We start from the raw sequence: 24,509 nt of genomic DNA, 5'->3' as shown, positions 1-24,509 counted from the left end.
TGCCCAATGCCCAATGCCCAATGCCCAATGCCCAATGCCCAATGCCCAATGCCCACTCAGCACTATCAGTTATCTAGAAAAAGAATTATTTATGATTGATTTTAGTTGGTTGATTTTAGTGAGTGGAGGTTTAATATCTGGAGTCATAGCTGGACTTTTAGGAATAGGTGGCGGTATTATCACAATTCCTCTTTTAGTCACACTAGGTTATACTCCCGTTCAGGCGATCGCTACTAGTAGCCTTGCTATTGTGATTACTTCAATTTCTGGAAGTTTGCAAAATTGGTGGATGGGCTACTTTGACTTGAAACGAGTAATTTATTTAGGAATTCCAGCTTTTCTAACTACTGGAATAGGTGTATATTTCGCCAATAAAATACCATCTTATATAATACTTTTTACATTTGGCATCATACTACTTGCTAACATCTATCTTATTGAGCTTCGCAAGCAATTATCCTTACAGGAAAAAGAGGATACAGCCCCAGTATTTAACCCACTAGTTTCTAAAATTGGCACTGGTGGAGCAGCAGGAATTTTAGCAGGTTTATTTGGCTTAGGTGGCGGTACGATTATGGTTCCGCTGCAAATGCTGCTACTAGGAGAGGAAATTAAAGTAGCAATTCAGACTAGTTTGGGTGTGATTGTCATCACTGCTTTAGCTGCCTGTACAGGACATACATTAGAGGGAAATATTCTGTTTGCTCAAGGTATGGTTTTGGGATGTGGCGGTCTTTTAGGCGTTCAGATGAGTACTCGCACATTGCCAAAACTACCAGATTATACTGTGAGCTTAGTGCTTCGTATCTTCTTAGGAATACTATCAATTTATATTTTTTGGGAAGCTTGGATAAATTATCAACAAATAATTACTAATTCATAATTTGTAATATCAGATTTGTTTGATTACTTAATTAAACCCAAAGACCCAGGCTAATGCACCCTAGTAGCGTGGCAAGACATTAGATTTATGCTTTATTTTTGAAGCTAAAGACGACTATGAACCTTTAGCTTCAAAAACTATTTTAGCCTTGCCACACTACTACAAACGATTCAAAGTCTAAGTTTTCAAAGGTTTCAGCTTTAATTTGACAAGTATGCACGGCTAGCTACGCACACATACTTTGTAATAAATTTAGAGTTTTTCTAAAATAGATTTTTTTGAAAAGAGATAAGCTATGAGTATTTTTAAAGTTGAAGTTGTCAAAATCAATAGCATTAATCCTCATCCCAATGCCGATCGGCTAGATATTGCCTCTATTGAAGATATGGGGTATCAGGTAATTATAGTCAAAGGTAACTTGAATCCTGGAGATTTAGCTTTTTACTTTCCTATTGATAGTGTTATTCCAGAAAACTTTTTAGATGAGTTTGGTATTCGTAACTACTACTCGAAAAAACTGCGTGCTGCGAAACTTCGCGGAATTTTTTCTGAGGGTTTGCTTATTCCCGTTGGTAAAAACTTTACGGGAAATGTCGGAGATGACTACACAAATCATTTTGGTGTAACAAAGTACGAATATCCAATTCCTCAAGGAATGAGTGGGGAAGTAGAAAGTTTTATTGGACATTACAAATTCCCCAGTCCAGAAAACCTAAAACGTTACAAAAACATCCTAATGGAAGGTGAAGAAGTTGTTGTCACAGAAAAGTTGCATGGAACTAACTTCACTGTCTTAGTTGATGCTGATGGCACAACTAAAATTGGCAGCCATAATTACTTCTGGAAAAACAGCGAAGTAAACAAAAAATTAGTTTATATTCGTGCTTACAACGAAAACGAAGCTTTCCAGAAACTTCCGCCAGGAACTCAGATTTTTGGTGAAATCTACGGCGTGCAAGATATCAAATATGGCTTGAATAATGGCAATATTGGAATTGCTATATTTGCTGTGCGTCGCGGTAGCTATTTTCTCAATTACAGCGATTTTGTGACTTTTTGCGAAGAATTTGCTTTGCCGAGAGTACCTGTACTTTATATCGGTGCTTACACTTGGGAAGCGGTGTCTCAGTTCAATAATGCCAATAGTGTAGTCAGTCCCAATTGCATCATGGAAGGCGTTGTTGTGCAACCGGTTATTGAGAAAACGCATCCAGAAATAGGTAGAGTAGTCTTGAAGTTGATTAGCGATCGCTATCTGCTTCGTAAAGATGGAACTGAACTCCATTAGATTCAACTTGATTTTTGGTGGCGACACCTTAACTAACCTTCCAAAGTCGAATTACGAATTATTCGCTCAAGGTAGCCAGCGAGGATGAAATCCGGCTAAGGGGAGTTGTTCTGGTTTAATTTCAACAGTCGTAGCATCAGCGATGGGCAATAGAGGCATTAACCACAAGCTACTGGTAGCGATTGTATCTCCATCATCGGTTTTTAAAGTGTTTGGGGGTAATGATCCTGGGGGATTTGTCTGCGGTACTACTTGGTCAAATAACAAGCCCAAACCGTCAGCAGATAAACTCATTTGCACATTTCGTTGAGCGGGAGGCAGTACTAACAGTGGTTTCTGTTGCCCAGTTTTCAAATCAATTGCCACTACATAAGGCTGTTCTATGTATTGTTCCTTCGATACTAACTGTGTAAGCAAGCAGTAGAGAGTGGGTGAGGCGATGTCAAATTGGCAACTGAGAATTGAACCTGTTGTTTTTAGTAGCTGTTTCTGCACACCTTGGTTTGTCACCAAAAATAAATCCCGCGTGTAATCTGTATTAAACTTTACCATCGCTGCTTGAGAGCCATCTTTGGAGAAAGCTTGTACCAAACCAAACTGCGGCAGAAAATCCAAAGGTTTACTGGCATCACCTTGCAGTGGTAAAATGGCTGCTCCCTGTCCTTGAGCAACCGCTACGGCTTTACTATCTGGTGTCACCATAAAGTCTCCTCCCGGCTGGCTTTTTAGGCGTTTCGGGGTGGGTTTTTCTGCTGAACCATCACTGGTTGCTGGCATAAACCATAGTCCAAAATCACCAGGATTAGTTTTATTACCCCGTTGGATCACAATAGTTTGCCCATCAGGTGATAAGTCAAATTTCAGGTTTTGATAATCTTTACTATCTAAAGTCAGGTCAACTTTGCCTTCTGGTTCTGCTTTTTGTCCAGATTTAGCAGAAACGCCTGTTGTCACCGTATACAGTTGGGCTGAAAGTAAGTCTTGATTGTTTGCGGCGCGAGCAGAAAATAAAATTTTCTCCCCATCAGGAAATGACTCAAAGTCGATTACTATCAGGTCTTTGGGGGTAAGTACCCTTTTTTGCTCTTGGGTTAAGTTGTAAAGAACTAACCGTCCCTGTTCTTCTTTGTCGGTTCCGATGTAAAGGATAACGCGATCGCGTGTACGGAAGCTACCTGTAAAGGGCTGTATCAGCCGATTTGTACCTTCTTGCTCTGCAAACTTATCTTTAGCTCCTTGTAACTGCACTTTATAATTTGTGCCATAAGGTGCTGGTGTCACCAGTGTATAAACCATCCGCCGCCCTGCCCAACTGAATTTACCTGCTAGGGGTGGATCGATTTTCAAGTTATCCTCGACGCTTTTTGTTTCCATTGGGCGGCTGAAGGTGAGGGTGAAGGAATTATCTTCTGCCCCAATTTGTTGATTTTGCCAGGTAAATTCTCGGACACGAGCAGTTACCACATCACCTTGCAAGATGATTAACCCAATCAGCACACTCAGCAGTAACATTAGTGCGATCGCTATACGATCCAGTGGTTGGAATGCTTTAGATTTAGTCATTGGTTATGGGGCATGGGGCATTGGGCATGGGGCATTGGTCGTTAGTTATCTACAAATGACAAAGGACAAATGACAAAGGACAAATGACTAATAACTATAAGGATTTTGAGGTTGAGGAATTTTTTTGAGAGAGGTGGCGGCAATGGTAAGTTGGCGTTTACCTGCTAAATTTTCTGTCACCATTTGTCCTTCTACTTCTAGCCATGTATCAGCAGGGTAAAGCTCTTGATTATTTTGTAGTTTGACGGGCAATCCCACAGGGTAAGCATCTGCTGCACAGCAACTTAAGACAAATCGTGCTAAAAACAAATATTCTTTTCCGATATCGGGCGGGTGAATCACAAATCCTTGCACCTTGACTTTTTGCCCTGTATATGTGTCTGGCTCAGGATAGACATTGACGGTGCGTACCCAGTCTACAAGCGATCGCTCCTCTGGACGAACAGTAACTCGAAAGGCTTGGGGTTTGACGCGTGTGCTTCCCAATAAATCAGTCGTCACCCCCCTTTGGAGTGCTTTGTCACTAGCAAAAACTTGCGGTGTAACGATAAAACCTAGAATCGCTGTAGTCAACAATAAAGTACTGCCCCAACCAGGGGGAAATAAACTAATATGCTGGGTGTTTGGCGTAACATCATGGCGACGCCGTTGCCAAAGTTCCTGCATCTTGAACAAACCAATAATGATGAAGCTGATACCAGTTACAATCACCAACCAAAAGTAATTTGGATGAATCAACAGGTTCAGCTTATTAGTTAGCCAATATCTCAGCATCAAAATGCCCCAAGCCGTAATTGCTAGAGCATCCAGCCAAGGAAGTAACAGATTTGGGATTTTAGATTTGGGATTTTTGTTAGTCATTAGTCATTAGTCATTGGTCATTTGTCATTGGTCATTTGTCATTGGTCATTTGTAAAGGACAACTGACAAGGGACAAAGGACAACTAACAAATGACAAATATTTTCTTAAAAGACGTGCAAGTTCAGGAAAAGAGTAAAGACAAATGTCAATTGTGCTGCTAAAGCAAATAAGTAAAAAATAGTCTTGGGTTTAAAAATAGATAACATTAAACCAACACTTTTGATGTCAATCATTGGCCCAAACACCAGAAATGCCAATAATGAACCGCTGCTAAAGGTTGAGGCAAAAGATAGGGCGAAGAAAGAATCGACTGTAGAACAAATTGATACTATTACAGCTAATATCAGCATGACCACAATTGAGGTAATGGGCCCAGCACCCAAACTAAGAATTAATTCACGGGGAGCTAGGACTTGAATAGCAGCAGCGATCGCACTTCCTAAAATCATTACTCCGCCCAATTCCCGCAATTCTTGGATGCTATTATCCACAACTAGGCGCAGTTTAGCTGCTAGCGGTTTATCAGCAGTAGAGACTGAGGTAGGCAGGACTAAATTAGGATCTATCCGTAGAGGTATACCTGCTTTTCCTCCTAAGATATAAGTCCCGGATTGCAACAGATTCGGTACTGTTTCTTCTTGTTGTCCTTGGTAAGGTTTACCACGGCGTTTGGTTTGGGGCTGCGCGGCTGGATTAAACTTCATATAACGAGCGATCGCAGGTTGGACTATGGGATTTAAGTCCTTTTGAAAACTGAAAACATACCCGATAATTGTGGCAATTGTTAAGGAAAATACGACTCGTAAGACTACTATTTCTGGCTGATCTCGAAATGCTGTCCAAGTGGCCCAAATTACAACTGGGTTAATTGTTGGTGCTGCTAGCAAAAAACCAATTGCAACTGGTGTGGGTACTCCTTGAATCAGGAATCGCCGCGCTACCGGTACATTCCCGCACTCACACACCGGAAACAAAAAGCCGATCGCACTGCCAACTAAAGCACCCAACAGCGGATTTTTGGGCATTTTTTCTACTAGTTTGCGCTCATCAACAAAAAACAGCAGCAAACTGGAGAATAAAACCCCAAGAAGCAAAAAAGGCATCGCCTCGACTAGCAGACTTAAAAATAGCGTAAAACCATTGTTCAGTTGATTCATGAGCGTCGCAGTCAAAAGCGGTTTTTAGTTTTAGGGTTCTGCCTAGCCATTCTATCGAAATGGGGATCAAAAGCAGTTCGGGAAAATTAAACATTATTTAAGTAGCAAGTTATCCTATCTTCCAAATAGCAGTTAAGCGCTACAAACCTTGGCTTCACACGAGTTCGTGACTTTTAACTGAGTGCATTTACTGACAACGATCATTTCTAAGATTGTCTAAGTTCAGAAATTGTTCCGGTCTAGAGGGCAAGTAACTGCACAAATGATTTGAAATTACCTATGTTTATACTTACAGTAATTTGCTGGATAAGATATTAGTGCGGCTGTATTTTCATCAAGTATTCACAGTTCTTCAAAATTTGGGGTATGCGTAGTCCATCGTAGACATCGTTATTGGTTGCTATCATCATTGATTTTGACTAGTTATAGCAAAATTCGATCTGAGCTTTGGTTGATTTTTTACTACAAAAACTTTAAAAAGGCAAGTCCAAAGTTTAGCAGATACAGGAAATGATTGGGGAAATTTTTCGGCGTTAGCGATCGCCTAAGTTTCTATATGAAGTAAGAATTCGAGCTATGACAAGTCACAAAGCCTTGAAAGGAGCGTCAAAATGATATCCCCGACTTCTTAAAAGAAATGGGGGATATAGTTTACTCTTTCATGATTATTTTGTTCGATACGCTGTTAGTTTCGTTTTGTGGGAATCCCCCAAATCTTGATTTGTCGATCGAATCCACCACTGGCAAGAATTTTACCATTTGGACTAAAAGCGATCGCACTTACCCAGTCTGTATGTCCATTCAGTGTATTTATTAACTCACCTGTAGTTAAATCCCACAATTTAATTCCATCTCTACCGGCACTAGCAAGGGTTTGTCCATCGGGATTAAGAGCGATCGCATTTACCCAGTTATTATGTCCTGTAAGAGTGCGGACTAATTCTCCAGTATTAATATTCCACAGTTTTATGGTGCGATCGTGGCTAGCACTAATTAATGTTTGTCCATCTGGTGTAAAGATCACAGCGCTAACAGCACTAGAATGAGCTGGCAATTGACTGATGAATTTACCAGTACTCAAATTCCACAGCTTGATTACACCCTTATTATCACCACTAGCTAATGTCTGTCCATCAGGACTAATAGCTAGAGTATAAATCAAATTATCAAAGCGTACTATAGTCCCTAGAGGGCGCTGCTGTAGCAAATCCCACATCCGAATCCCATCTAAAGCTCCACTGACGAGAACTTTACTATCAGGAGACACCGCTAAAGATAATACGTTGCTGGTATGTCCGACAAAAGAGCGGCTAAATTTTAAATTTTTCAGACTCCAGAGATTAATCGTATTGTCATCGCTACAGCTAGCGAGGGTTTGTCCATCTGGCGAAATCACTAAAGATTCTACGGCTGCTTTGTGTGCTTTGTTAATAGTCGCTAACTTTTTGCGCTTTGCTAAATTCCACAGGCGAATTATACCCTCGTTTTCTGCACCTCCACTCACCAGAATTCTGCTATCTGGAGTGAAAGCGAGGGATTTAATGGTTCCGTTATGTCCGATGAGTGTGTAAAGTAGTTGAGCATTAGCAAAGTTAGTGTTAGCTGGGGGGGAGTTTGGCGTTACTTCAATGGCAGCATGAGCTTGATGAATATAAAACCCTTCCCAGGTACTCACTGGAAGGGCAACAGCTGCCATAAATGCCAGGATAATATACGGCCGCAGAAAATTACCGCCACCTCTTCCCTCACTACTCACTCTTTTTCCTCACTTTTATAGATACAGTTAAACCCAATAAATTTTGCAGAGTTATTTTAAGTCATAACTCTGCACATCTTAAAGAGGTGGTTTTTTCTTAGAAACGCTTAACATTGGTAAAGGCGCACTAGAAGAACGAGAGGGCAAATAATGTTGCACTACAGGCTCCTCTGGTAAAGAACGACGCTGCTGGACACGCCACAACTTAAAGCCTAGCGCTATCCCTGCCGTTCCCAAACCAAAAGCAAACAACGACCAGCTATCATTCAATCCGCCAATCAGGGCATCCATAACGCCCATCGTCATCAATACACTGATTAGTGGCTCTTTTCGGTAGGTTGACTTCAAAAAACGAGGTAATACAGCATTCATCACAGCTTGGTTGGTTCCAGTTCACCTTTTGTGTATATTTACCAAGAATACCTCACCCATAATTTGCCTTTCTCATTCAAGGCAGATACTAAGTTATGATTTTTTTAGTAGGGGGAGGAAATTTACTCATTAATCGCCTTGCACATATTAGTTGCAAGTCTATAATATTTCAATCGCTAATAGGTATTTCGATTCCTCTCTTGCTTACATTCTAGGGCAGTTATTTATGAATAAGTTTAATTAATCTATCTAGAGCGAAGTACTCCGCTATTAATTATTGAAGTCAAAACCAACTGGTTGTTCCAGCTGGTTGAAACTCTTTTAATTACTAGCTTACAACTTCAAGATTGTGCTTGTTGATGGCACTACTTCAGACCCAGCCATGATAGCACTCCTTGATTAGTGACATATTCAATCACCAGCATCAAACCAAAGCCAATCATTGCGGCTCGACCATTCAAGCGTTCGGCATATTCGTTAAAGCCAAACTTAGGCTCTTCTAGTTTAGGTGTAATTGTTGGTTGTGTTTGTGTCATTTTTTAAGAAACCTTTTTTGGCAAACGGGACTTGATATCAGACTTCTGGTAAAAGTCGGGAAAAGTAGGGATAATCACTACTTACTTTTCATGGTATCTGGAAAACCCCTCTCTAAATCTCTCTCGTTTTAAAAGAGAGACTTTGAAATTCTTAGATGACGTTGAAAAGTCAGGTTAACTTAAAAGCTGATTGCAGTGCTGGAATGCCAAGGTGACTTGAAAAATTCAGCAATAGCTCCCTACTAGGGAGCTATACAATCGCTTTTTTAATAAATTGTTACTATTCTTTATATATTGTATAAATACTGGGGCAATAGTCAAGAGTAAGAGTTTGGGCTACTCAGATTGAATTAAGAAAGTTAGAACAGAAATTAGGTATCTCTAATCCAGCTATCTCTAATACGGAACTAGCAAGATAGAAGTAGCAAGCTTGAGATTGGAAGGGTACAGTTAAACAAAAAAATTATCAGAGGCGATATATGGAAATCGGCGTTCCCAAGGAAAACAAGGATCAAGAATTTCGGGTAGGGTTAAGTCCTTCTAGTGTGCGGGTGCTGCGAGAAAATGGTCATAGCATCTTCGTCGAAACGCAAGCAGGTAATGGTGCTGGATTCTCCGATGATGACTACAAAAGTGCTGGAGCCGAAATTGTCCCTACATCAGAAAAAGCTTGGAATCGGGAATTGGTTGTTAAAGTCAAAGAACCACTGGCGTCTGAGTATAAATTCTTGCAAAAAGGGCAGGTATTATTTACTTATTTACACTTAGCAGCCGATCGCAAGTTGACAGAGAATTTAATTGATTGTGGCACAACTGCGATCGCTTACGAAACTGTAGAACAACCTGGTGTTAACAGATTACCCTTGCTCACCCCCATGAGCGTAATTGCCGGTCGGCTAGCAGTACAATTTGGGGCGAGATTCTTAGAACGTCAGCAAGGTGGTAGAGGTGTGCTTTTGGGCGGTGTCCCTGGAGTTAAACCAGGTAAAGTAGTAATTTTAGGTGGCGGCGTTGTCGGTACAGAAGCAGCTAAAATTGCCGTAGGCATGGGTGCGATCGTGCAAATTTTAGATGTGAGTGTCGAGCGCTTATCTTACTTAGAAACACTCTTTGGCTCTAGAGTCGAATTGCTTTACAGCAACTCTGCTCATATTGAAGCCGCAGTCATTGAAGCCGATTTGCTCATCGGTGCAGTTTTAGTGTTAGGACGTAGAGCGCCAATACTAGTATCCCGCGAATTGGTCAAACAAATGCGTCCTGGTTCGGTGATAGTTGATGTAGCCGTTGACCAAGGCGGTTGTATAGAAACCTTGCACCCTACATCCCATACAAATCCGGTATACCTTGAAGAAGGTGTAGTGCATTATGGCGTTCCCAATATGCCAGGAGCAGTACCTTGGACAGCAACTCAGGCACTTAATAATAGTACATTACCTTATGTTGTCCAGTTGGCGAATTTGGGAATTTTGGCACTGGAGGTTAACCCAGCATTAGCTAAGGGTGTGAATGTGCAAAATCATCGCTTAGTGCATCCTGCTGTGCAAGAGGTATTCCCTGATTTAGTAAATTAAAGTGTGTAAGGATTAGGCGATCGCTTATTTTAATAGAGGTAGCGATCGCCAATCAAACTAATTTTCTTGCCTTATGCGCGGATGGGTAGGTGTACAAAATCAGAAGGAGCGAAAAAGGCTGTACGCTCCTTCTATACAAAACTTTCAGGGCATTGGTACTTTCAAAGCATCCGCGCACCTTATGGGGACTGGATTTCAAGGATTTGCATCTTGTGATATAACGATTTTCTGTGTTATGATTCGTTCATTCGCGCAACTGAACCTTGAAAACCAAATACAGCAACGCTTTCAGAAGCCAGCGATTGCAATTCATCAAAATCCCTATTAGGGATTGAAACACTCTGACTAACTAAGGGAAACCTGTAATACAACAATTGCAATTCATCAAAATCCCTATTAGGGATTGAAACTACGTATTCATTAAATAAGCTAGAAGCCCCTCGGATTGCAATTCATCAAAATCCCTATTAGGGATTGAAACCTAGGGTTGGCTTCGAGTTCCTAACAGCCCCATTAAAAATTGCAATTCATCAAAATCCCTATTAGGGATTGAAACATTATGGCTGCTGCTTTTAGCCCCAATCTTTTGCTAGATTGCAATTCATCAAAATCCCTATTAGGGATTGAAACAAAAAATATATGGGGACGACGAGAAAGTATTACCCGATTGCAATTCATCAAAATCCCTATTAGGGATTGAAACTTCGCCATTTAGTACACCATTAATAGTCCCTGATAGGATTGCAATTCATCAAAATCCCTATTAGGGATTGAAACTAGAACGCTTAGGGATGCTAAAAAAGCGGCTGAATTGCAATTCATCAAAATCCCTATTAGGGATTGAAACTTGCCAAGTTAAACCCAAATCTTTGAGCATCACATCTAGATTGCAATTCATCAAAATCCCTATTAGGGATTGAAACGATTGATTCATCGGGGACAGCAACGGATTTTCGTAATTGCAATTCATCAAAATCCCTATTAGGGATTGAAACACTTGATGGCTCAGATTCTCGGTAAAGCAGCCCAAATTGCAATTCATCAAAATCCCTATTAGGGATTGAAACAACTGAGCCTTTATCAAAGCAGACCAATGTGGATATTGCAATTCATCAAAATCCCTATTAGGGATTGAAACATGATTTATTAATCTCAGGTTCACCTTGCCAGGGACTAAGATTGCAATTCATCAAAATCCCTATTAGGGATTGAAACAACTGGACTATTCAGAGTTCCGGTGTGGACTTCAGGGATTGCAATTCATCAAAATCCCTATTAGGGATTGAAACAAGGCTTCCGGTACTGCTACCCAAGCCTAAGCAAATTGCAATTCATCAAAATCCCTATTAGGGATTGAAACAATACCATACCGTCCGTAGATGGTGTGTTGGGGTAATTGCAATTCATCAAAATCCCTATTAGGGATTGAAACTGAAGGTATGAGGCAAGCTGCTGAGAAATTAGGGAAATTGCAATTCATCAAAATCCCTATTAGGGATTGAAACCGTTCGCAATGCTCCGCCCAAATTCAGTAGTTTTAATTGCAATTCATCAAAATCCCTATTAGGGATTGAAACATAAGACTAGTCTATGGGGTGCTTTAATCCCCATACTATTGCAATTCATCAAAATCCCTATTAGGGATTGAAACGACACTGGCTGTTGACCGGGGACTGGTTCTGGGTAGGATTGCAATTCATCAAAATCCCTATTAGGGATTGAAACCCCTGATTTAGCCTAGACCTAATAGCCAAAACAAAATTGCAATTCATCAAAATCCCTATTAGGGATTGAAACAGGACATCCAGATAAAACCACAGAAGCCTGGCGATAGCTAATTGCAATTCATCAAAATCCCTATTAGGGATTGAAACAAGTACATTTATTCGTGGCAGACTCCACAGGCCAGCATTGCAATTCATCAAAATCCCTATTAGGGATTGAAACATCTCATCAAACTTAATATCATAGTGGTTGTTACCTTATTGCAATTCATCAAAATCCCTATTAGGGATTGAAACTCCAACCTTCGATGACCAACCGCAGTACAAAGGTCATTGCAATTCATCAAAATCCCTATTAGGGATTGAAACATTAGTTGCCAAAGGGGACACCGGGACGGGTACAACATTGCAATTCATCAAAATCCCTATTAGGGATTGAAACCGAAGTAGCTGTGACCTCTTATCGCACAGGGTCAGACTTATTGCAATTCATCAAAATCCCTATTAGGGATTGAAACCTCATGGGCGCGATCGAGGGTAACTGGAAGGAGATGATTGCAATTCATCAAAATCCCTATTAGGGATTGAAACTAAATATCTTTTTGATTTGGGAACCGCAACGCACCTCTAAAATTGCAATTCATCAAAATCCCTATTAGGGATTGAAACATACCAAGTGTTCACAGACATACCATGAGCAACATCTAATTGCAATTCATCAAAATCCCTATTAGGGATTGAAACATCAAGAAAAATTTCTCGTGTCAGTCGTCTATTAAAATTTGCAATTCATCAAAATCCCTATTAGGGATTGAAACGAGTAAGGGAAAAGCCCACAATTCCCGCGCCAATTGCAATTCATCAAAATCCCTATTAGGGATTGAAACAAGAGTTGAGCAACCAGAGAAAGCGATCGCTTCACATTGCAATTCATCAAAATCCCTATTAGGGATTGAAACGCGATCGCGCGCATTAATAGATGAATCGGGGGACGTATTGCAATTCATCAAAATCCCTATTAGGGATTGAAACAAAAGTTAAAGGCGTGCCACCTGCAATGGGCCCTGATTGCAATTCATCAAAATCCCTATTAGGGATTGAAACGCAGATGCTAGATTTTATTTTACTATGCCTAAAATTGCAATTCATCAAAATCCCTATTAGGGATTGAAACTGGGCGATGTGTTGGGCGATCCGGCTTGCTGGGGATTGCAATTCATCAAAATCCCTATTAGGGATTGAAACAAATATAAAGAAGGAAATGGAGACATCGTAAACTCCACCTGGAATTGCAATTCATCAAAATCCCTATTAGGGATTGAAACAAATATAAAGATACTTTTGCGACTGTAAAACTTCGATTGCAATTCATCAAAATCCCTATTAGGGATTGAAACAAGAATAACACTTTTGCAGTGGGGGCAACACAACAATTGCAATTCATCAAAATCCCTATTAGGGATTGAAACTACTCCCCCCAGAACTTTACCCAGAACTAGCAAAATTGCAATTCATCAAAATCCCTATTAGGGATTGAAACTCCTAAAACGCCCATTTTGATAAGTGATGTTTACATTGCAATTCAATAAAATCCCTATTAGGGATTCAAACTTTTTGACTCTCTGAAGTGTAAGTCCTAATTCATTTTCAAGCCAACAATTCGTCTACAGCTACACTAAAACCCAGTAATACTTTTTGAGTACTAACCATATCACCAGCTTTAAACCCGCAAACCTGATTATCTGTCATGACAAAAACTAACCGACTTTCAAGAAATACTAGCCAAACTTCCTCACAACCGGACTGCAAATACTCCTGTGCTTTGAGAAATAATTCTTCAGCTAAATCGGTGGGTGAAACTATTTCAGCAATTAGTGGGAAACTTTGTGGCAAAGTAGGAACATCACCAAACTGAGCTACCAATTCAGGCGTAAGATAAGCCACATCAGGACGGCGACCCTCTTTATATGTACGACAAGGTACTTCAGTGTAAACTTTCCCACCTTGTTGATTGGAGTTAATATAACTTCTCCAGTAAAAACCAATATTCAATTGAATTTCACTATGTTTTAATGTCATCCCTGTTTTTTCTACTAATTGCTCGTCTACCCACTCCATCCCCTCTGGAGGATTTGCCATGAAGTCTTCTAATGAAAGGATTTCGGGGACGGTTACAACATCATTGTGTTTGGAAACTAACATTGTGAGCCTCCATTTGGGCTAGTTAAACATTCAAAATTCAAAAGAGTTACATCAGGAGATTTAAACCCTAACTGAAATAGTGGTATTCAAGCGATCGCGCCATTTTTAGCGACTAACTAGATCGCCCCAAGCTAGGTTAAAATCAACTTTTTAAAGCATTACCAAACTATTTTCTGCTTCTTCCTCTAGTTCATAACCATTAGCTAATTTTTCAATTGCTTGGTCAATCATTGCCAAACCTTGATCTACTCTTTCAACTAAACTTAACTGTCCGCGGAGTTCGGCAGCACCGACGAAACCTTTAGCATACCAAGTCATGTGCTTACGGGCTTGACGTACACCGCGATCGCCTTTATATTCCCACAAGGCTTGTAAATGATCTCTTGCACATTCCAAGCGCCCAATTGGGGTTGGTGATGGTAATATCTCTCCTGTTTTCAGAAAATGATCGATTTCTCCCACCAAAAACGGATAACCCAAAGTTCCACGCGAACACATCACACCATCAGCGCCAGTTTGTTCTAAACATTTCACCGCCGCTTCAACAGAAAAAATATCTCCATTCCCAATCACTGGGATAGAAAGCACTTCTTTCACACGGGTAATCCATTCCCAACGGGCATTGCCATTGTACCCTTGGGCGCGAGTGCGTCCGTGTACCGTAATCATTTGTGCCCCGGCATCTTCCATCCGCTTGGCAAAGTCGAGAATCGTAATTTCGTTGTCATTCCAGCCAATACGAGTTTTTACTGTCACAGGTACATCAACAGCTTTCACCACTTCCCGCACAATTGCTTCTGCTACTTCTGGTTGCCGCAACAACGAAGAACCACCACCATTTTTAGTGATTTTATTTACCGGACAACCCATATTAATATCAACAGTATCAGCACCTTCGGCAACTGCCTTGATTGCTGCTTCTGCTAAGAAATCGGGACGGCAATCAAATAGCTGAATGCTAATTGGGCGTTCGTTGGGATCTACCTCCATGATTTTGGGTAACTGTTTAACATAATGCAACCCCGTAGCATTCACCATTTCGGTATACATCATCGAATCTGGCGCATAGCGACGCACAATCCGGCGAAACACCATATCTGTGACTCCAGATAGAGGCGATTGGAGAACCCGACTTTTTACCTCGAAAGAGCCAATCTTTAAGGGTTGGGAGAGTCTAGCTTGCAGAATGGGAGAGAGGGAAATCATAGAAAAAATTATCGGAATGGGAAATAGTAAGAATATGTAGATAAATCCGTGATAAAAGATACAGCTAATTTCAAGTTAGTGAGTTACACAAGCTAAGTCTCAAAACCAAGTATAAAACCTGTTTTACTTCTGTTAGCGCAGCGATGCGTAACCCATTTTGACTTTTGAATTCTGCTGTAATTGTAGGTTACGTATCCTGACTTGGAGGCTGTTTTTGCATTTCTTGCTGAATCTCTTCTAGGCTCAAACCTAACTCTTTCGCTGTTTCTTCAAAACTCAATCCCAATCTCAACAACAAAGGGATCATTCTAAACTTTTCTTCACGCGCCCCTTCTTGTTTGCCTTCTTGTTTGCCTTCTTGCTTACCTTCTTGATAAACTCGTGTTTGTTTCAAATCACTTAACCCAAACATACCTTCAATCTCCTCTCGACTCATCGTCGGAAACTTATAAACTAATATTGTCTCTATCAATTCTAGTAACTGCCGCCGTTGTGGTTCGATGTTGATTTCTTGCTGGGTTCTCTCTATTAACTGCCTAGCAGCTAGAATTGCTGTCTCCTCTTCATTGACGACTAATTTCATCGTAGCAATTCCAACTGGCAATGATGCAGTTTCACCTAATTCATTAAGGTAAATACGACTAATGCGCCCGCTAGTGAAAAATTCACTGTAATTCTTGATATTTGCTGTATCTAAACTCCGATTGGGATAGATAACTACTCCTCGCCAAGAATTTTTCGGTTTATTTTGGTGTAAGTATAAAAAAATTTCTGAAAATAGGCGTGAATAAATTTCTGTGTCAGCTTGGAACTGGACTTCAACGAAGTAAATCGGATTTTGTTCTCCTTGTGTTGGGAGAAAAACACCATCTATACGAAATGCCGTTTGCTTGATTTCAATTGAGGAGAATTGATAAGCCTCTGCCGTTTGGGGTGGATTACCAATTAATTCAAAAAAGATGCTAGGAAGTTCTTGAAAAAGGCGATAAAAAATGCTATCAGTTTTCACACTTAATGCACTATGGTGATTTAATTCGTTAGATTTTACCGTGAAACACTACTGATAAAAATTAGTAAGCCGATTGCGAGAAGCAATCGGCATAACAAACAAATTCACGATCGTTTAGTTGCAATTTAGCCGTGAGTTGCACCTTGAGGAGGACGCGAGACAACTTTTTTAGCTAAACCCAAAGTCTGCAACACTAAGATGCTCCACCAAGTAACATCAATTTCCCACCAAGAGAACCCAGATTTCGCCATGTGGGGATAAGTATGATGGTTGTTGTGCCAGCCTTCTCCATAAGTGACGAGGGATACCCACCAAAGATTACGAGCGCCATCGTTGGCATCAAAGGTGCGATAACCCCACAGGTGTGATGCTGAATTTACAAACCAGGTTGAATGCCAAAGCAAGACACATCTGAGAAACACTCCGTAGAATACAAAAGACCATCCTCCTAATGCATAAAGCAGCAAACCGAAGGGTATTTGCAATAGCAAGAAGTAACGATCTAGCCAACAATAAAAGGGTTGTTTGGCTAAGTCAGGGGCATATTTTTTATAAGTGTCATAGTCAAAAAATTCTGGACGTGGATAGAAAATCCACAATATATGGCTCCACCAAAAGCCTCTTTGGGCAGAGTAGGGGTCTAAATTGATATCTTCTGTGTGGGCGTGATGTTGGCGGTGTCCACCTACCCAAAAAATTGGCCCGCCTTGTAAAGCCAGCGCTCCAATTAGGGCGATCGCATACTCTAACCACTTAGGAACTTGGAAACTTTTATGGCTCAGTAGTCGGTGATATCCCAGGCAAATACCAATGCTCCCGAACAACCAGTGGAGAAACACTAGCAAACCTAATGCTGGCCAGGAGAAAAACCAAGGAGCCAGAAGTGCTAAAGCATGAAATGTAGTAAAAAATACCACATTTGTCCAACTGAGTTGAGGTGAGTTGTCTCTCTCAGGAGCGATGGCTTTGCCAACACCTTTGGCGAACGCCCCAAAATTTGCGGTCATAAAAATTCCTGTTGATGGATGATGCAGTGATTTACTTTTTATTGGGCATAATCCCACTAAGGATTTATCCAACCTCTCACTAGTTAGTTAGAGTAGAGTAAAGCAAGTCTCACTTACATTTGTTATGCTAGCAGAACTCTGATACCCCTGCAAGTGCCACTTGCATTTCTTTATGTCATCTCAACTTATTTCCACTCGTCAACGCCTGATTCAAGCTGCACTTGAGTTGTTTTCTGCTCAGGGAGTAAGCGCTACCACAACCCGCCAAATTGCTGAAAAAGCCGAAGTCAATGAAGTGACTCTATTTCGGAATTTTGGCAATAAGCATGGATTACTTTTAGCTGTGCTGGAAGAGTCCGCAGCCTTTAAGGATTTAGGTGAGTCGCTGGTGCGGCGGGCAACACCTCCTGGCAATGTCTACCAAGCTCTGAAAGATTATGCAAGTGATAGCTTACATGCATTAGAACGAGTACCAGAGTTTGTCCGATCTGTGGTAGGTGAAGCCGACCAATTCCCGGCAGAAAATCGCCGCGCACTAGGCAGGGGAGTCACAGAGGCAAACCGTTATGTAGCTCAGTATTTAGCTACTGTAATCCAGCAAGGACATTTAAATACCTACTTACCGGCAGAAAAATTAGCCAGTTTGCTAAATGGGATGATTTTGGGATATGCAGTAATTGAGTTCACCAGCGAATTTCACGAACTTTGGGAAGATCGGGATGATTTTCTGGAAAATTTGGTGGAGTTGTTTTTACATGGAGCCATGTCATCTTCAGCAGAATCGGCAATAAACTGCTTACAAGGAGGATTCACCACCACAGAAGTAGCTGATTTACCAGCTAGTTTGGTTCACGAAATTCTGCAACAAGCCAGGAAATTTGGAGTACGAGATTATGCCTTGGCTTACGTGTTATTTGGGGCTGGGTTATCCGCTACAGAAATAACTAGCTTGGAGCGATCGCACCAAATTTTCGATACTCAAGGGCACTTTCTGCAAATCACAATCCCCGGATTTGTCCGTCAAGTACCCGTGAATCAGTGGATTTTGGGCAAACGCTACGGTTCTTTTACCAATAATCCTTTAATCAAATGGCTGAAAAGTCGTAAAGATACTCAAACAGCGATGTTTCTGAATGAAACAGGCACACCGATCTCAGAATCAGAACTTGAGACACGTTGGCAAATATGGAGCGAAGGATTGTTGACTCCCCAAGGACAAGCGCCAGCGATCGCTCAGGTACAACAAACTTGGCGCGTAGAAATGTTAATGCGGGGGATCACCTTAGAAAACCTGAGTATTTTAACAGGTTGCGATCGCGCTCAATTACAACCCTATGTCCGCCGAGCCAAAGAAAAAGCCGCCCTAGAGCAAGCTACCCGTTTGGATCATAAGCCAGGATAGGGAGTATCAGGTCGTGTTCTCTGACGCAGAGCCAGTGAGCGAATAATTCGTAATTCGTAATTCGTAATTCGTAATTCGTAATTCGTAATTCTTAATTAAGAATTTATTAGATGCAGTTAAACGATTAAGGTAAAACAATAGAGGTTCCTTTACCATTGTTTGCACCATTCAAGGTTGTAGCTGTACTCTCAGATGGGGATTGGGTGTTGCTCGAACGGCGTGATAATTTCTTGCGTGGCTTGCCTCCCGCTTGGATATATTGCAAACTGTCTTTGCCATAATGGGTTGCCACACTCATTAACATCTTTTCAGAGTAGCCGCGCAATTCTTCTTCAATTAGAGAGAGGCGACCTGCCATTTCATCTAGGGTAGAGAGTAAAGTGTTGTATGTAGATAGCTGGGTTTGCAAGTTTTGGATGTGGCTGTCGTAGTCTGTCAAATTTAATCCGTTGCTAAATTCTAGCGTCGAGCTAATCGATCGCATTCCTGCAATTCGACGGAGAGCGTTTTCGAGAGTGCGTGAACTGCGTTTTAGTCGTGCCATAAAATACGCTCCTGAAGGAAGTTATAGGATTACTGCATGTACTCTAGCCAATGCAACAATAAACTTCTCTGAGAGATAATTCGGAAAAATTAAAGCAAACTAAGAGCGACCTAATTATTTTTAGTTGATTGTACTGAGGTATTTATTAAAATTGTCAAAAAAGTGACACTTAATAAGCAACAGATACCTGAAAGTCGTTTCAAGGTACCTGAAAGTCGTTTCAAGGTACCTGAAAGTCGTTTCGAGGTACCTGAAAGTCGTTTTGAGGTACCTGAAAGTCGTTTTGAGGTACTTAAAAGTCGTTTCGAGGTACCTGAAAGTCGTTTCGAGGTACTTGAAAGTCGTTTTGAGGTACCTGAAAGTCGTTTCGAGGTACTTGAAAGTCGTTTTGAGGTACTTCAAAGTCGTGTTGAGGTATTAGATGATGAGTTTTTTGCCTTAACCCGATTTACGGCGAAGGCGATCGCCAATCACCGAAAGTTGGTAAAACAGAAAAAACTGAGCCTGCTGTATCCAGACGCAAGTCGCCAAATCAGCGCAGATATAAGGGTGTGCGATCGCTCCTTTGATGAAACCGCGATTGCCTCTTCCACATTAGAAAAGCGATCGCACTCTGAAGTCGATTGATTTCATTTTGAGGTGCATCGTTATCTCAAGTCGATTGATTTCATTTTGACCAGCGATCGCCATTACAATCAAAAAAAGGGAATGAAAAGGATCTGACCTTCATATTTGCCAAGCTGACTGCAACGAACGAATAAATACAAGTCGTCAATTCTCCTTGGGACTGATAGCGATCGCTAATTCAACTTATGCCTAACCGCGATCGCCTTTTGACCGACTTCCTAAAATACGATCGCCCCCTTGACTAAAAGAGCGATGCCTCCCCACAGTAGGAAAGCGATCGCTGTGTTAAAGCAATTGATCTCATTTTGACCCGCAATTGCCCATTACAATCAAGAAAAGGGAATGAAAAGGATCTGGCCTTCATATTCGCCAGACTTACTGCAACGAACGAATAAATATAAGTCGTCAATGACCTGTCCGATCGGAGCCGTTGCAATAACTTCAACAACTCCAGGCATAGACAAACCTTTGTTGATTCGCTCATAAGCATAAATAGTAATTGTTGCTATATCATGGGTAAGCAAGATGCGTTCTTCATTGGCTGCCCACTCTAAGATAGTGGAATCATCAGTATGGATTAGACCTACATCTTGGACACGAACAATGTCCAATCCAGGTAAACGTCTGAGCAAGCCCCGCAATATCGAGCCATTGAAGTTCTCATCAGTCAATAGACGCACTAGCTAGAATTCTCCTTGGGACTGATAGCGATCGCGCAAGCGCTGCCTAAGATTAACTAAATTATGCTGCTGGACAAATTGATTTCGCTGTTGTTGAGCTTTTTTGCGACGCTGCTCTAGGTAATTGTCGATTTCTTGGAGATGGGTGAGATAATATGCGATCGCTGCGTATATCTCCCCTAAACAGAGAACGGGATACTGAACAGCAATTTCTTCAGGTGTAGAGCCGTTATGGTATGTTGCTAGTAAGCTATCAAGAGTAACGCGGCTTTGACCGATGCGAATACCTCCAGCTTCATCCCAACGAAACGGTGGAGCGGTAACCTGAAATTCGATTTGAACGCTCATGGGGGCAATTCTTGGATTTGTGGTATTTCTGTCTTCAGTTTACTTTACCCGTTAAAGAGCGATCGCCCTTGCATCAAAATTCAAAATTGAGGAAAAAGACTGGAGGGGATGTAAGTCTTTCCCCTCAACCCAATGCCCAATGCCCAATGCCCAATGCCCCATACCCAATTAATTCAACGGTTCCATAATGGCTCTTAAACCTTTACTAGAGAGTGTTTTAAGCATTTCTTTAGCGTTATATTCACTGCTAAATACTCCTGCTTGCATAACTCTTTGACCATCCCAAACTGTGAGAAACGCACCAGGAGCAAGCGATCGCACTAAATCTCGATCCCGATCGGTTGCAAGTGGCACTACTACGCGATAACGTACACCAAATTGTGTTGCAGAGTTACCACCATAGGGAATACTTGCAGAACTTGTTTGCAGATTGCGAGTATTAACAATGGGGATATTGGGATTGGGAAGTGGTAAAAGTTCTGAAGCACCAGGAGCAGCAGTTTCTAGTATTGGTAATGGCTGTTGTGTTTGATTCCTCATACTTGCAACTGGTGGCTGTGCAACTGAATTGGATGGGGACTCAGGGGCAGTAAACTCAATGGTATTAGGATCGATCCGCACGTAATTTAACTGTGGTGTATCAGGTGGCTGGGCGTTAATTGGTATTTGTCTACCTGACAAGCTGCTAGGAGTAGGAAATCCGGCGACGCTAGAAGTCGGTGGTTGTTTGGATATAGGCAAGGAAGGCGGTACATTATTGGCTGGCATTAATGGCAGCAGTTGACTGTTTAATTGCCCAGAAACAGGATTATTTGCTGAAATGCTGTTGCTGGTTTGCCCATTAGTAGTTTCAGAGATCTCGGGAGCCGAGAAGGTGATTTCTCCATTTGGTGGTATTTGTCGTAATACGTTGTTGGGAACTGGTTGAGAATTTGGGGTTGCTAGTGCTGTTGTACCGTTAATATCTACCTTACCAGTGATGCGATCGCTCACAAGGTTGTTACCAGCAGCAGAAATCACCTGTTTAGCGGCGCTGGCGTTAATGTCGTGGCGGCCATTATTTTGAAATGTATTATTTCCAGGTTCGGATGCACTACCCAAATCTGGCATTGCTTGAGCGATCGCGACTAAACCATCTTCTTTATTATCTTGAATAGAATTATTCCGCAAAATCGGGCGGGCATTTGCTTGTACTATAATTCCCGATCTATTGTTTTGAATTTGATTACCTATGACTATAGGAGCAGCATTTTGGGCAATATTAATCCCAAAACCTGTTTGGTGAAAGACATTTTCCTTCACTTGCGGACTAGAGTTACCAGCAATTGTGATCCCATTGGCTCCATTGCGATCGAAGTAATTCTTACTAATGGTAGGTGCGGCATTACCACTGACGGAAATTCCATCTTGAGTACTGCCAGTAAAAGTATTTTCTGCGACTACCGGATTGCTAGATTCAATCCATAAACCGTAACCACGAGGATTAGAGTTCGTCACTGTTACCCCTGTGAGCAAGGCTTGGTTTGCCCCGACAATTGTGACGTTTTGACCGCCAAAGCTTCGACTCAGGTAATCACCGCCTCCCTGAATAATAATCTCCTTACCTTGATTGCTGGGGTTGCCTTGAATTGAAATACCCGGTTTCAGTATTAAGGGAAATTCCTCTCCTGTCTCGGCGCTATAAGTGCCAGTAGAGAGCATAATTACAGTATTGGCGTTAGCTAATCGCAATGCATGGGTAATAGTTTTTACAGGAGCGGATTCGCTGCCATTGCTTGCCTTGTCATCTCCAACACCAGGATTGACAAATAGCACATTAGCTTGAGAAGGTGTTTTCTGATTCAGAGGCGCTGAATTTGGTGTCGATGGAATCTGAGCGATGCCTTCTCTACGAGAGGCTTTGCCAACGGCGAGCTGCGCTAACGCACTATCCTGGCTGATACCCAGAAACGCTATACTTGCCGCCCCCATCCCGACAATAAAAGATAATACTGAAAAACTAAAAAATAAAAGCCTTGCTGATTTCAGAAACTTCAGCTTTGCAAACAAAACATCTACTCTATGGTACTCAGTAAACATACGAGGAAGAATCATATTTAACACCACTCCTTATAAGTAATCATAAATTCTTATACTCCCTAGAGAGTATTATGTCGATAATATTACTCATATATTGACCGATTGGCGATATTTAATACATAGTAATAAATGATATTAGACATCTCCAGAAATTAATTGTGCATTGCCCAAAATAATTTGTGGGCAAAATTCATGAATTGTGCCTATATCATTTATCTAATAGATATAAAAATGAAATTAAATATGTGTTATCCAAAATCCTTGTAGAGACGTAACATCATGTTACCCACCCCACAAGAATTAATTGGATATTTTTTTATTTGGAAGTCCTTCGGATTGCTACATATCTATTGTAGATTTTCTGGTGTATTCCCTTTTGCTAGTCTTTTGTAAGCTCGTTGTCTATCGTAAAACACTTGACTAAGCTCAGTGCGAAACTGTAGCCTCAAACTACCCTTATCACTGTCTATAGGAACATGGGATAATTTACCGTAACCCTCACTACTACGTTATTTTGCGTAGATTCCGCAAAAATTAGTAAAAAAAAGCAATCTTATTTAACTTATGGTTACTAGGACTTATGATAATTCACACTTCGATGAAAGCACTAATGGGGTTGTTGTAATGGTCGAGCCATACAGCCAAAAAGAGCAAACACAGCAAGTTGTTTACCGCATTTTAGATGCCAATTTAGACCGCGCTCGTGAGGGTTTGCGAATTATCGAGGAATGGTGCCGATTTGGTTTGAACAATGCCCAGTTAGCTCTGGAATGCAAACGGCTGCGACAAGAGGTAGCCAAGTGGCATACCCCAGAATTACGGGCGGCGCGAGATACACCAGGCGATCCTGGAACGGAGTTAACTCATCCTCAAGAAGAACAACGAGCTAGTATAAAATCGGTCTTGCAAGCTAACTTTTGTCGGATAGAAGAAGCATTACGGGTGTTGGAAGAATACAGCAAGCTTTACCAACCAAGTATGGCTAAAGCTTGTAAGCAGATGCGCTATCAGGTTTATACCCTAGAAAGTAGTTTAATGGGTCATCAGCGCCATCAATTGTTGTGGCGATCGCGTTTGTATCTTGTGACTTCCCCTAGTGAAAATTTGTTGAACACTGTCGAAGCTGCACTCAAAGGCGGATTAACACTTTTACAATACCGCGACAAAACCGCCGATGATTCTTTGCGTCTAGAACAAGCGAGAAAATTACGGCGGTTATGCCACATCTACGGTGCTTTGTTTATTGTTAACGATCGTGTGGATGTAGCTTTAGCTGTCGATGCCGATGGGGTGCATCTCGGACAACAAGATATGCCTATTGCTGTTGCTCGGCAATTACTCGGTTCGCAACGTCTGATCGGTCTTTCTACCACAAATAAAGAAGAAATGCAAGCAGCAATTGCTGAAAATGTAGATTACATTGGCGTGGGGCCAGTTTATGAAACTCCCACGAAAGTAGGTAAGGCAGCAACAGGGCTAGAATATGTCAGCTATGCAGCCAAAAATTGCTCAATTCCCTGGTTTGCGATTGGGGGAATAGATGCCAATAATATCAATGATGCGATCGATGCTGGAGCCGAACGTGTAGCAGTGGTGCGATCGCTCATGCAAGCCGAACAGCCTACCCTAGTAACGCAATATTTGCTCTCTCAACTCAATCGCATTAAGCCAGAACTTTAAAAGAGTCATTTGT

At 41.4% G+C, this 24,509-nt stretch carries 20 protein-coding genes and 1 CRISPR repeat array; of the genes, 6 read left to right on the top strand and 14 right to left on the bottom strand.

Going from position 1 to position 24,509, the window contains the following annotated elements; genetic code table 11:
- The first annotated feature begins 91 nt into the window (after positions 1–91).
- Entirely contained in the window at positions 92–883 is a 792-nt protein-coding gene (locus RMX89_RS20785; RefSeq protein ID WP_322690268.1) for a sulfite exporter TauE/SafE family protein, read from the top strand.
- A 295-nt stretch (positions 884–1,178) separates the two neighbouring features.
- On the top strand, positions 1,179–2,171 hold the full coding sequence (locus RMX89_RS20780) for an RNA ligase (ATP) (RefSeq protein ID WP_322675590.1): 993 nt from the start codon (positions 1,179–1,181) through the stop codon (positions 2,169–2,171).
- A gap of 66 nt (positions 2,172–2,237) precedes the next feature.
- Here RMX89_RS20780 and RMX89_RS20775 read toward each other — a convergent pair whose 3' ends face one another.
- The 6 genes from RMX89_RS20775 to RMX89_RS20750 all read right to left on the bottom strand — a co-directional run bounded on the left by RMX89_RS20775 (position 2,238) and on the right by RMX89_RS20750 (position 8,417).
- On the bottom strand, positions 2,238–3,734 hold the full coding sequence (locus RMX89_RS20775) for an Ig-like domain-containing protein (protein WP_322690265.1): 1,497 nt from the start codon (positions 3,732–3,734) through the stop codon (positions 2,238–2,240).
- A gap of 87 nt (positions 3,735–3,821) precedes the next feature.
- Positions 3,822–4,595, bottom strand: a complete 774-nt coding sequence (locus RMX89_RS20770; RefSeq protein WP_322690264.1) for a TIGR03943 family putative permease subunit — start codon at positions 4,593–4,595, stop codon at positions 3,822–3,824.
- A 105-nt stretch (positions 4,596–4,700) separates the two neighbouring features.
- Entirely contained in the window at positions 4,701–5,753 is a 1,053-nt protein-coding gene (locus tag RMX89_RS20765; protein ID WP_322690263.1) for a permease, read from the bottom strand.
- A 685-nt stretch (positions 5,754–6,438) separates the two neighbouring features.
- A complete protein-coding gene (locus tag RMX89_RS20760; RefSeq protein ID WP_322690262.1) occupies positions 6,439–7,509 on the bottom strand; it encodes a WD40 repeat domain-containing protein in 1,071 nt (356 codons plus the stop codon).
- Between the two features lie 78 nt (positions 7,510–7,587).
- Positions 7,588–7,881, bottom strand: coding sequence for a hypothetical protein (locus RMX89_RS20755; protein WP_322675596.1), 294 nt, complete (start codon positions 7,879–7,881; stop codon positions 7,588–7,590).
- 365 nt (positions 7,882–8,246) lie between these two features.
- Positions 8,247–8,417 carry a hypothetical protein gene (locus tag RMX89_RS20750; RefSeq protein WP_099099534.1) on the bottom strand — a complete coding sequence of 57 codons (171 nt, stop codon included), beginning with the start codon at positions 8,415–8,417 and terminating at the stop codon, positions 8,247–8,249.
- A gap of 479 nt (positions 8,418–8,896) precedes the next feature.
- Between RMX89_RS20750 and ald the strand changes: the two genes are divergently transcribed.
- Positions 8,897–9,988 carry an alanine dehydrogenase gene (ald, locus tag RMX89_RS20745; RefSeq protein ID WP_322690261.1) on the top strand — a complete coding sequence of 364 codons (1,092 nt, stop codon included), beginning with the start codon at positions 8,897–8,899 and terminating at the stop codon, positions 9,986–9,988.
- A gap of 301 nt (positions 9,989–10,289) precedes the next feature.
- A CRISPR array of direct repeats spans positions 10,290–13,323; the repeat unit is 37 nt; unit sequence ATTGCAATTCATCAAAATCCCTATTAGGGATTGAAAC.
- A 36-nt stretch (positions 13,324–13,359) separates the two neighbouring features.
- Here ald and RMX89_RS20740 read toward each other — a convergent pair.
- The 4 genes from RMX89_RS20740 to RMX89_RS20725 form a co-directional block, all read right to left on the bottom strand.
- Positions 13,360–13,914, bottom strand: coding sequence for a Uma2 family endonuclease (locus tag RMX89_RS20740; RefSeq protein ID WP_322690260.1), 555 nt, complete (start codon positions 13,912–13,914; stop codon positions 13,360–13,362).
- A gap of 150 nt (positions 13,915–14,064) precedes the next feature.
- Positions 14,065–15,120 (bottom strand): tRNA dihydrouridine synthase DusB, encoded by a 1,056-nt coding sequence (gene dusB, locus RMX89_RS20735; RefSeq protein WP_322690259.1) that lies wholly within the window; start codon positions 15,118–15,120, stop codon positions 14,065–14,067.
- A 187-nt stretch (positions 15,121–15,307) separates the two neighbouring features.
- Positions 15,308–16,129, bottom strand: a complete 822-nt coding sequence (locus RMX89_RS20730) for an Rpn family recombination-promoting nuclease/putative transposase (RefSeq protein ID WP_322690258.1) — start codon at positions 16,127–16,129, stop codon at positions 15,308–15,310.
- A gap of 125 nt (positions 16,130–16,254) precedes the next feature.
- Complete coding sequence (locus RMX89_RS20725; protein WP_322690257.1) at positions 16,255–17,136, bottom strand: acyl-CoA desaturase; 882 nt, start codon at positions 17,134–17,136, stop codon at positions 16,255–16,257.
- 172 nt (positions 17,137–17,308) lie between these two features.
- On the opposite strand from RMX89_RS20725, the gene RMX89_RS20720 reads away from it, so the two are divergent.
- Positions 17,309–18,538, top strand: coding sequence for a TetR family transcriptional regulator (locus tag RMX89_RS20720; RefSeq protein ID WP_322690256.1), 1,230 nt, complete (start codon positions 17,309–17,311; stop codon positions 18,536–18,538).
- Between the two features lie 124 nt (positions 18,539–18,662).
- Here the strand turns inward: RMX89_RS20720 and RMX89_RS20715 are convergent, their stop codons facing one another.
- Positions 18,663–19,082 (bottom strand): hypothetical protein, encoded by a 420-nt coding sequence (locus tag RMX89_RS20715; RefSeq protein ID WP_322690255.1) that lies wholly within the window; start codon positions 19,080–19,082, stop codon positions 18,663–18,665.
- A 162-nt stretch (positions 19,083–19,244) separates the two neighbouring features.
- Between RMX89_RS20715 and RMX89_RS20710 the strand changes: the two genes are divergently transcribed.
- Entirely contained in the window at positions 19,245–19,709 is a 465-nt protein-coding gene (locus RMX89_RS20710; RefSeq protein WP_322690254.1) for a hypothetical protein, read from the top strand.
- A 329-nt stretch (positions 19,710–20,038) separates the two neighbouring features.
- Here the strand turns inward: RMX89_RS20710 and RMX89_RS20705 are convergent, their stop codons facing one another.
- The 3 genes from RMX89_RS20705 to RMX89_RS20695 all read right to left on the bottom strand — a co-directional run bounded on the left by RMX89_RS20705 (position 20,039) and on the right by RMX89_RS20695 (position 22,831).
- Positions 20,039–20,389, bottom strand: a complete 351-nt coding sequence (locus RMX89_RS20705; protein WP_322690253.1) for a DUF5615 family PIN-like protein — start codon at positions 20,387–20,389, stop codon at positions 20,039–20,041.
- A gap of 3 nt (positions 20,390–20,392) precedes the next feature.
- The gene (locus tag RMX89_RS20700; RefSeq protein ID WP_322690252.1) at positions 20,393–20,737 is read right to left on the bottom strand and encodes a DUF433 domain-containing protein; all 345 of its coding nucleotides are present in this window, start codon (positions 20,735–20,737) and stop codon (positions 20,393–20,395) included.
- Between the two features lie 168 nt (positions 20,738–20,905).
- Entirely contained in the window at positions 20,906–22,831 is a 1,926-nt protein-coding gene (locus RMX89_RS20695; RefSeq protein WP_322690251.1) for a DUF1565 domain-containing protein, read from the bottom strand.
- A gap of 549 nt (positions 22,832–23,380) precedes the next feature.
- On the opposite strand from RMX89_RS20695, the gene RMX89_RS20690 reads away from it, so the two are divergent.
- Entirely contained in the window at positions 23,381–24,496 is a 1,116-nt protein-coding gene (locus RMX89_RS20690) for a thiamine phosphate synthase (RefSeq protein ID WP_322690250.1), read from the top strand.
- Positions 24,497–24,509: the final 13 nt, after the last annotated feature.

This window comes from Nostoc sp. DedSLP04 (genome assembly GCF_034530775.1).
In the GTDB taxonomy this organism is placed as follows: domain Bacteria; phylum Cyanobacteriota; class Cyanobacteriia; order Cyanobacteriales; family Nostocaceae; genus Nostoc.
Note: the sequence above shows the minus strand (reverse complement) of the source record. Positions and strands in the feature narration are given on the sequence as shown.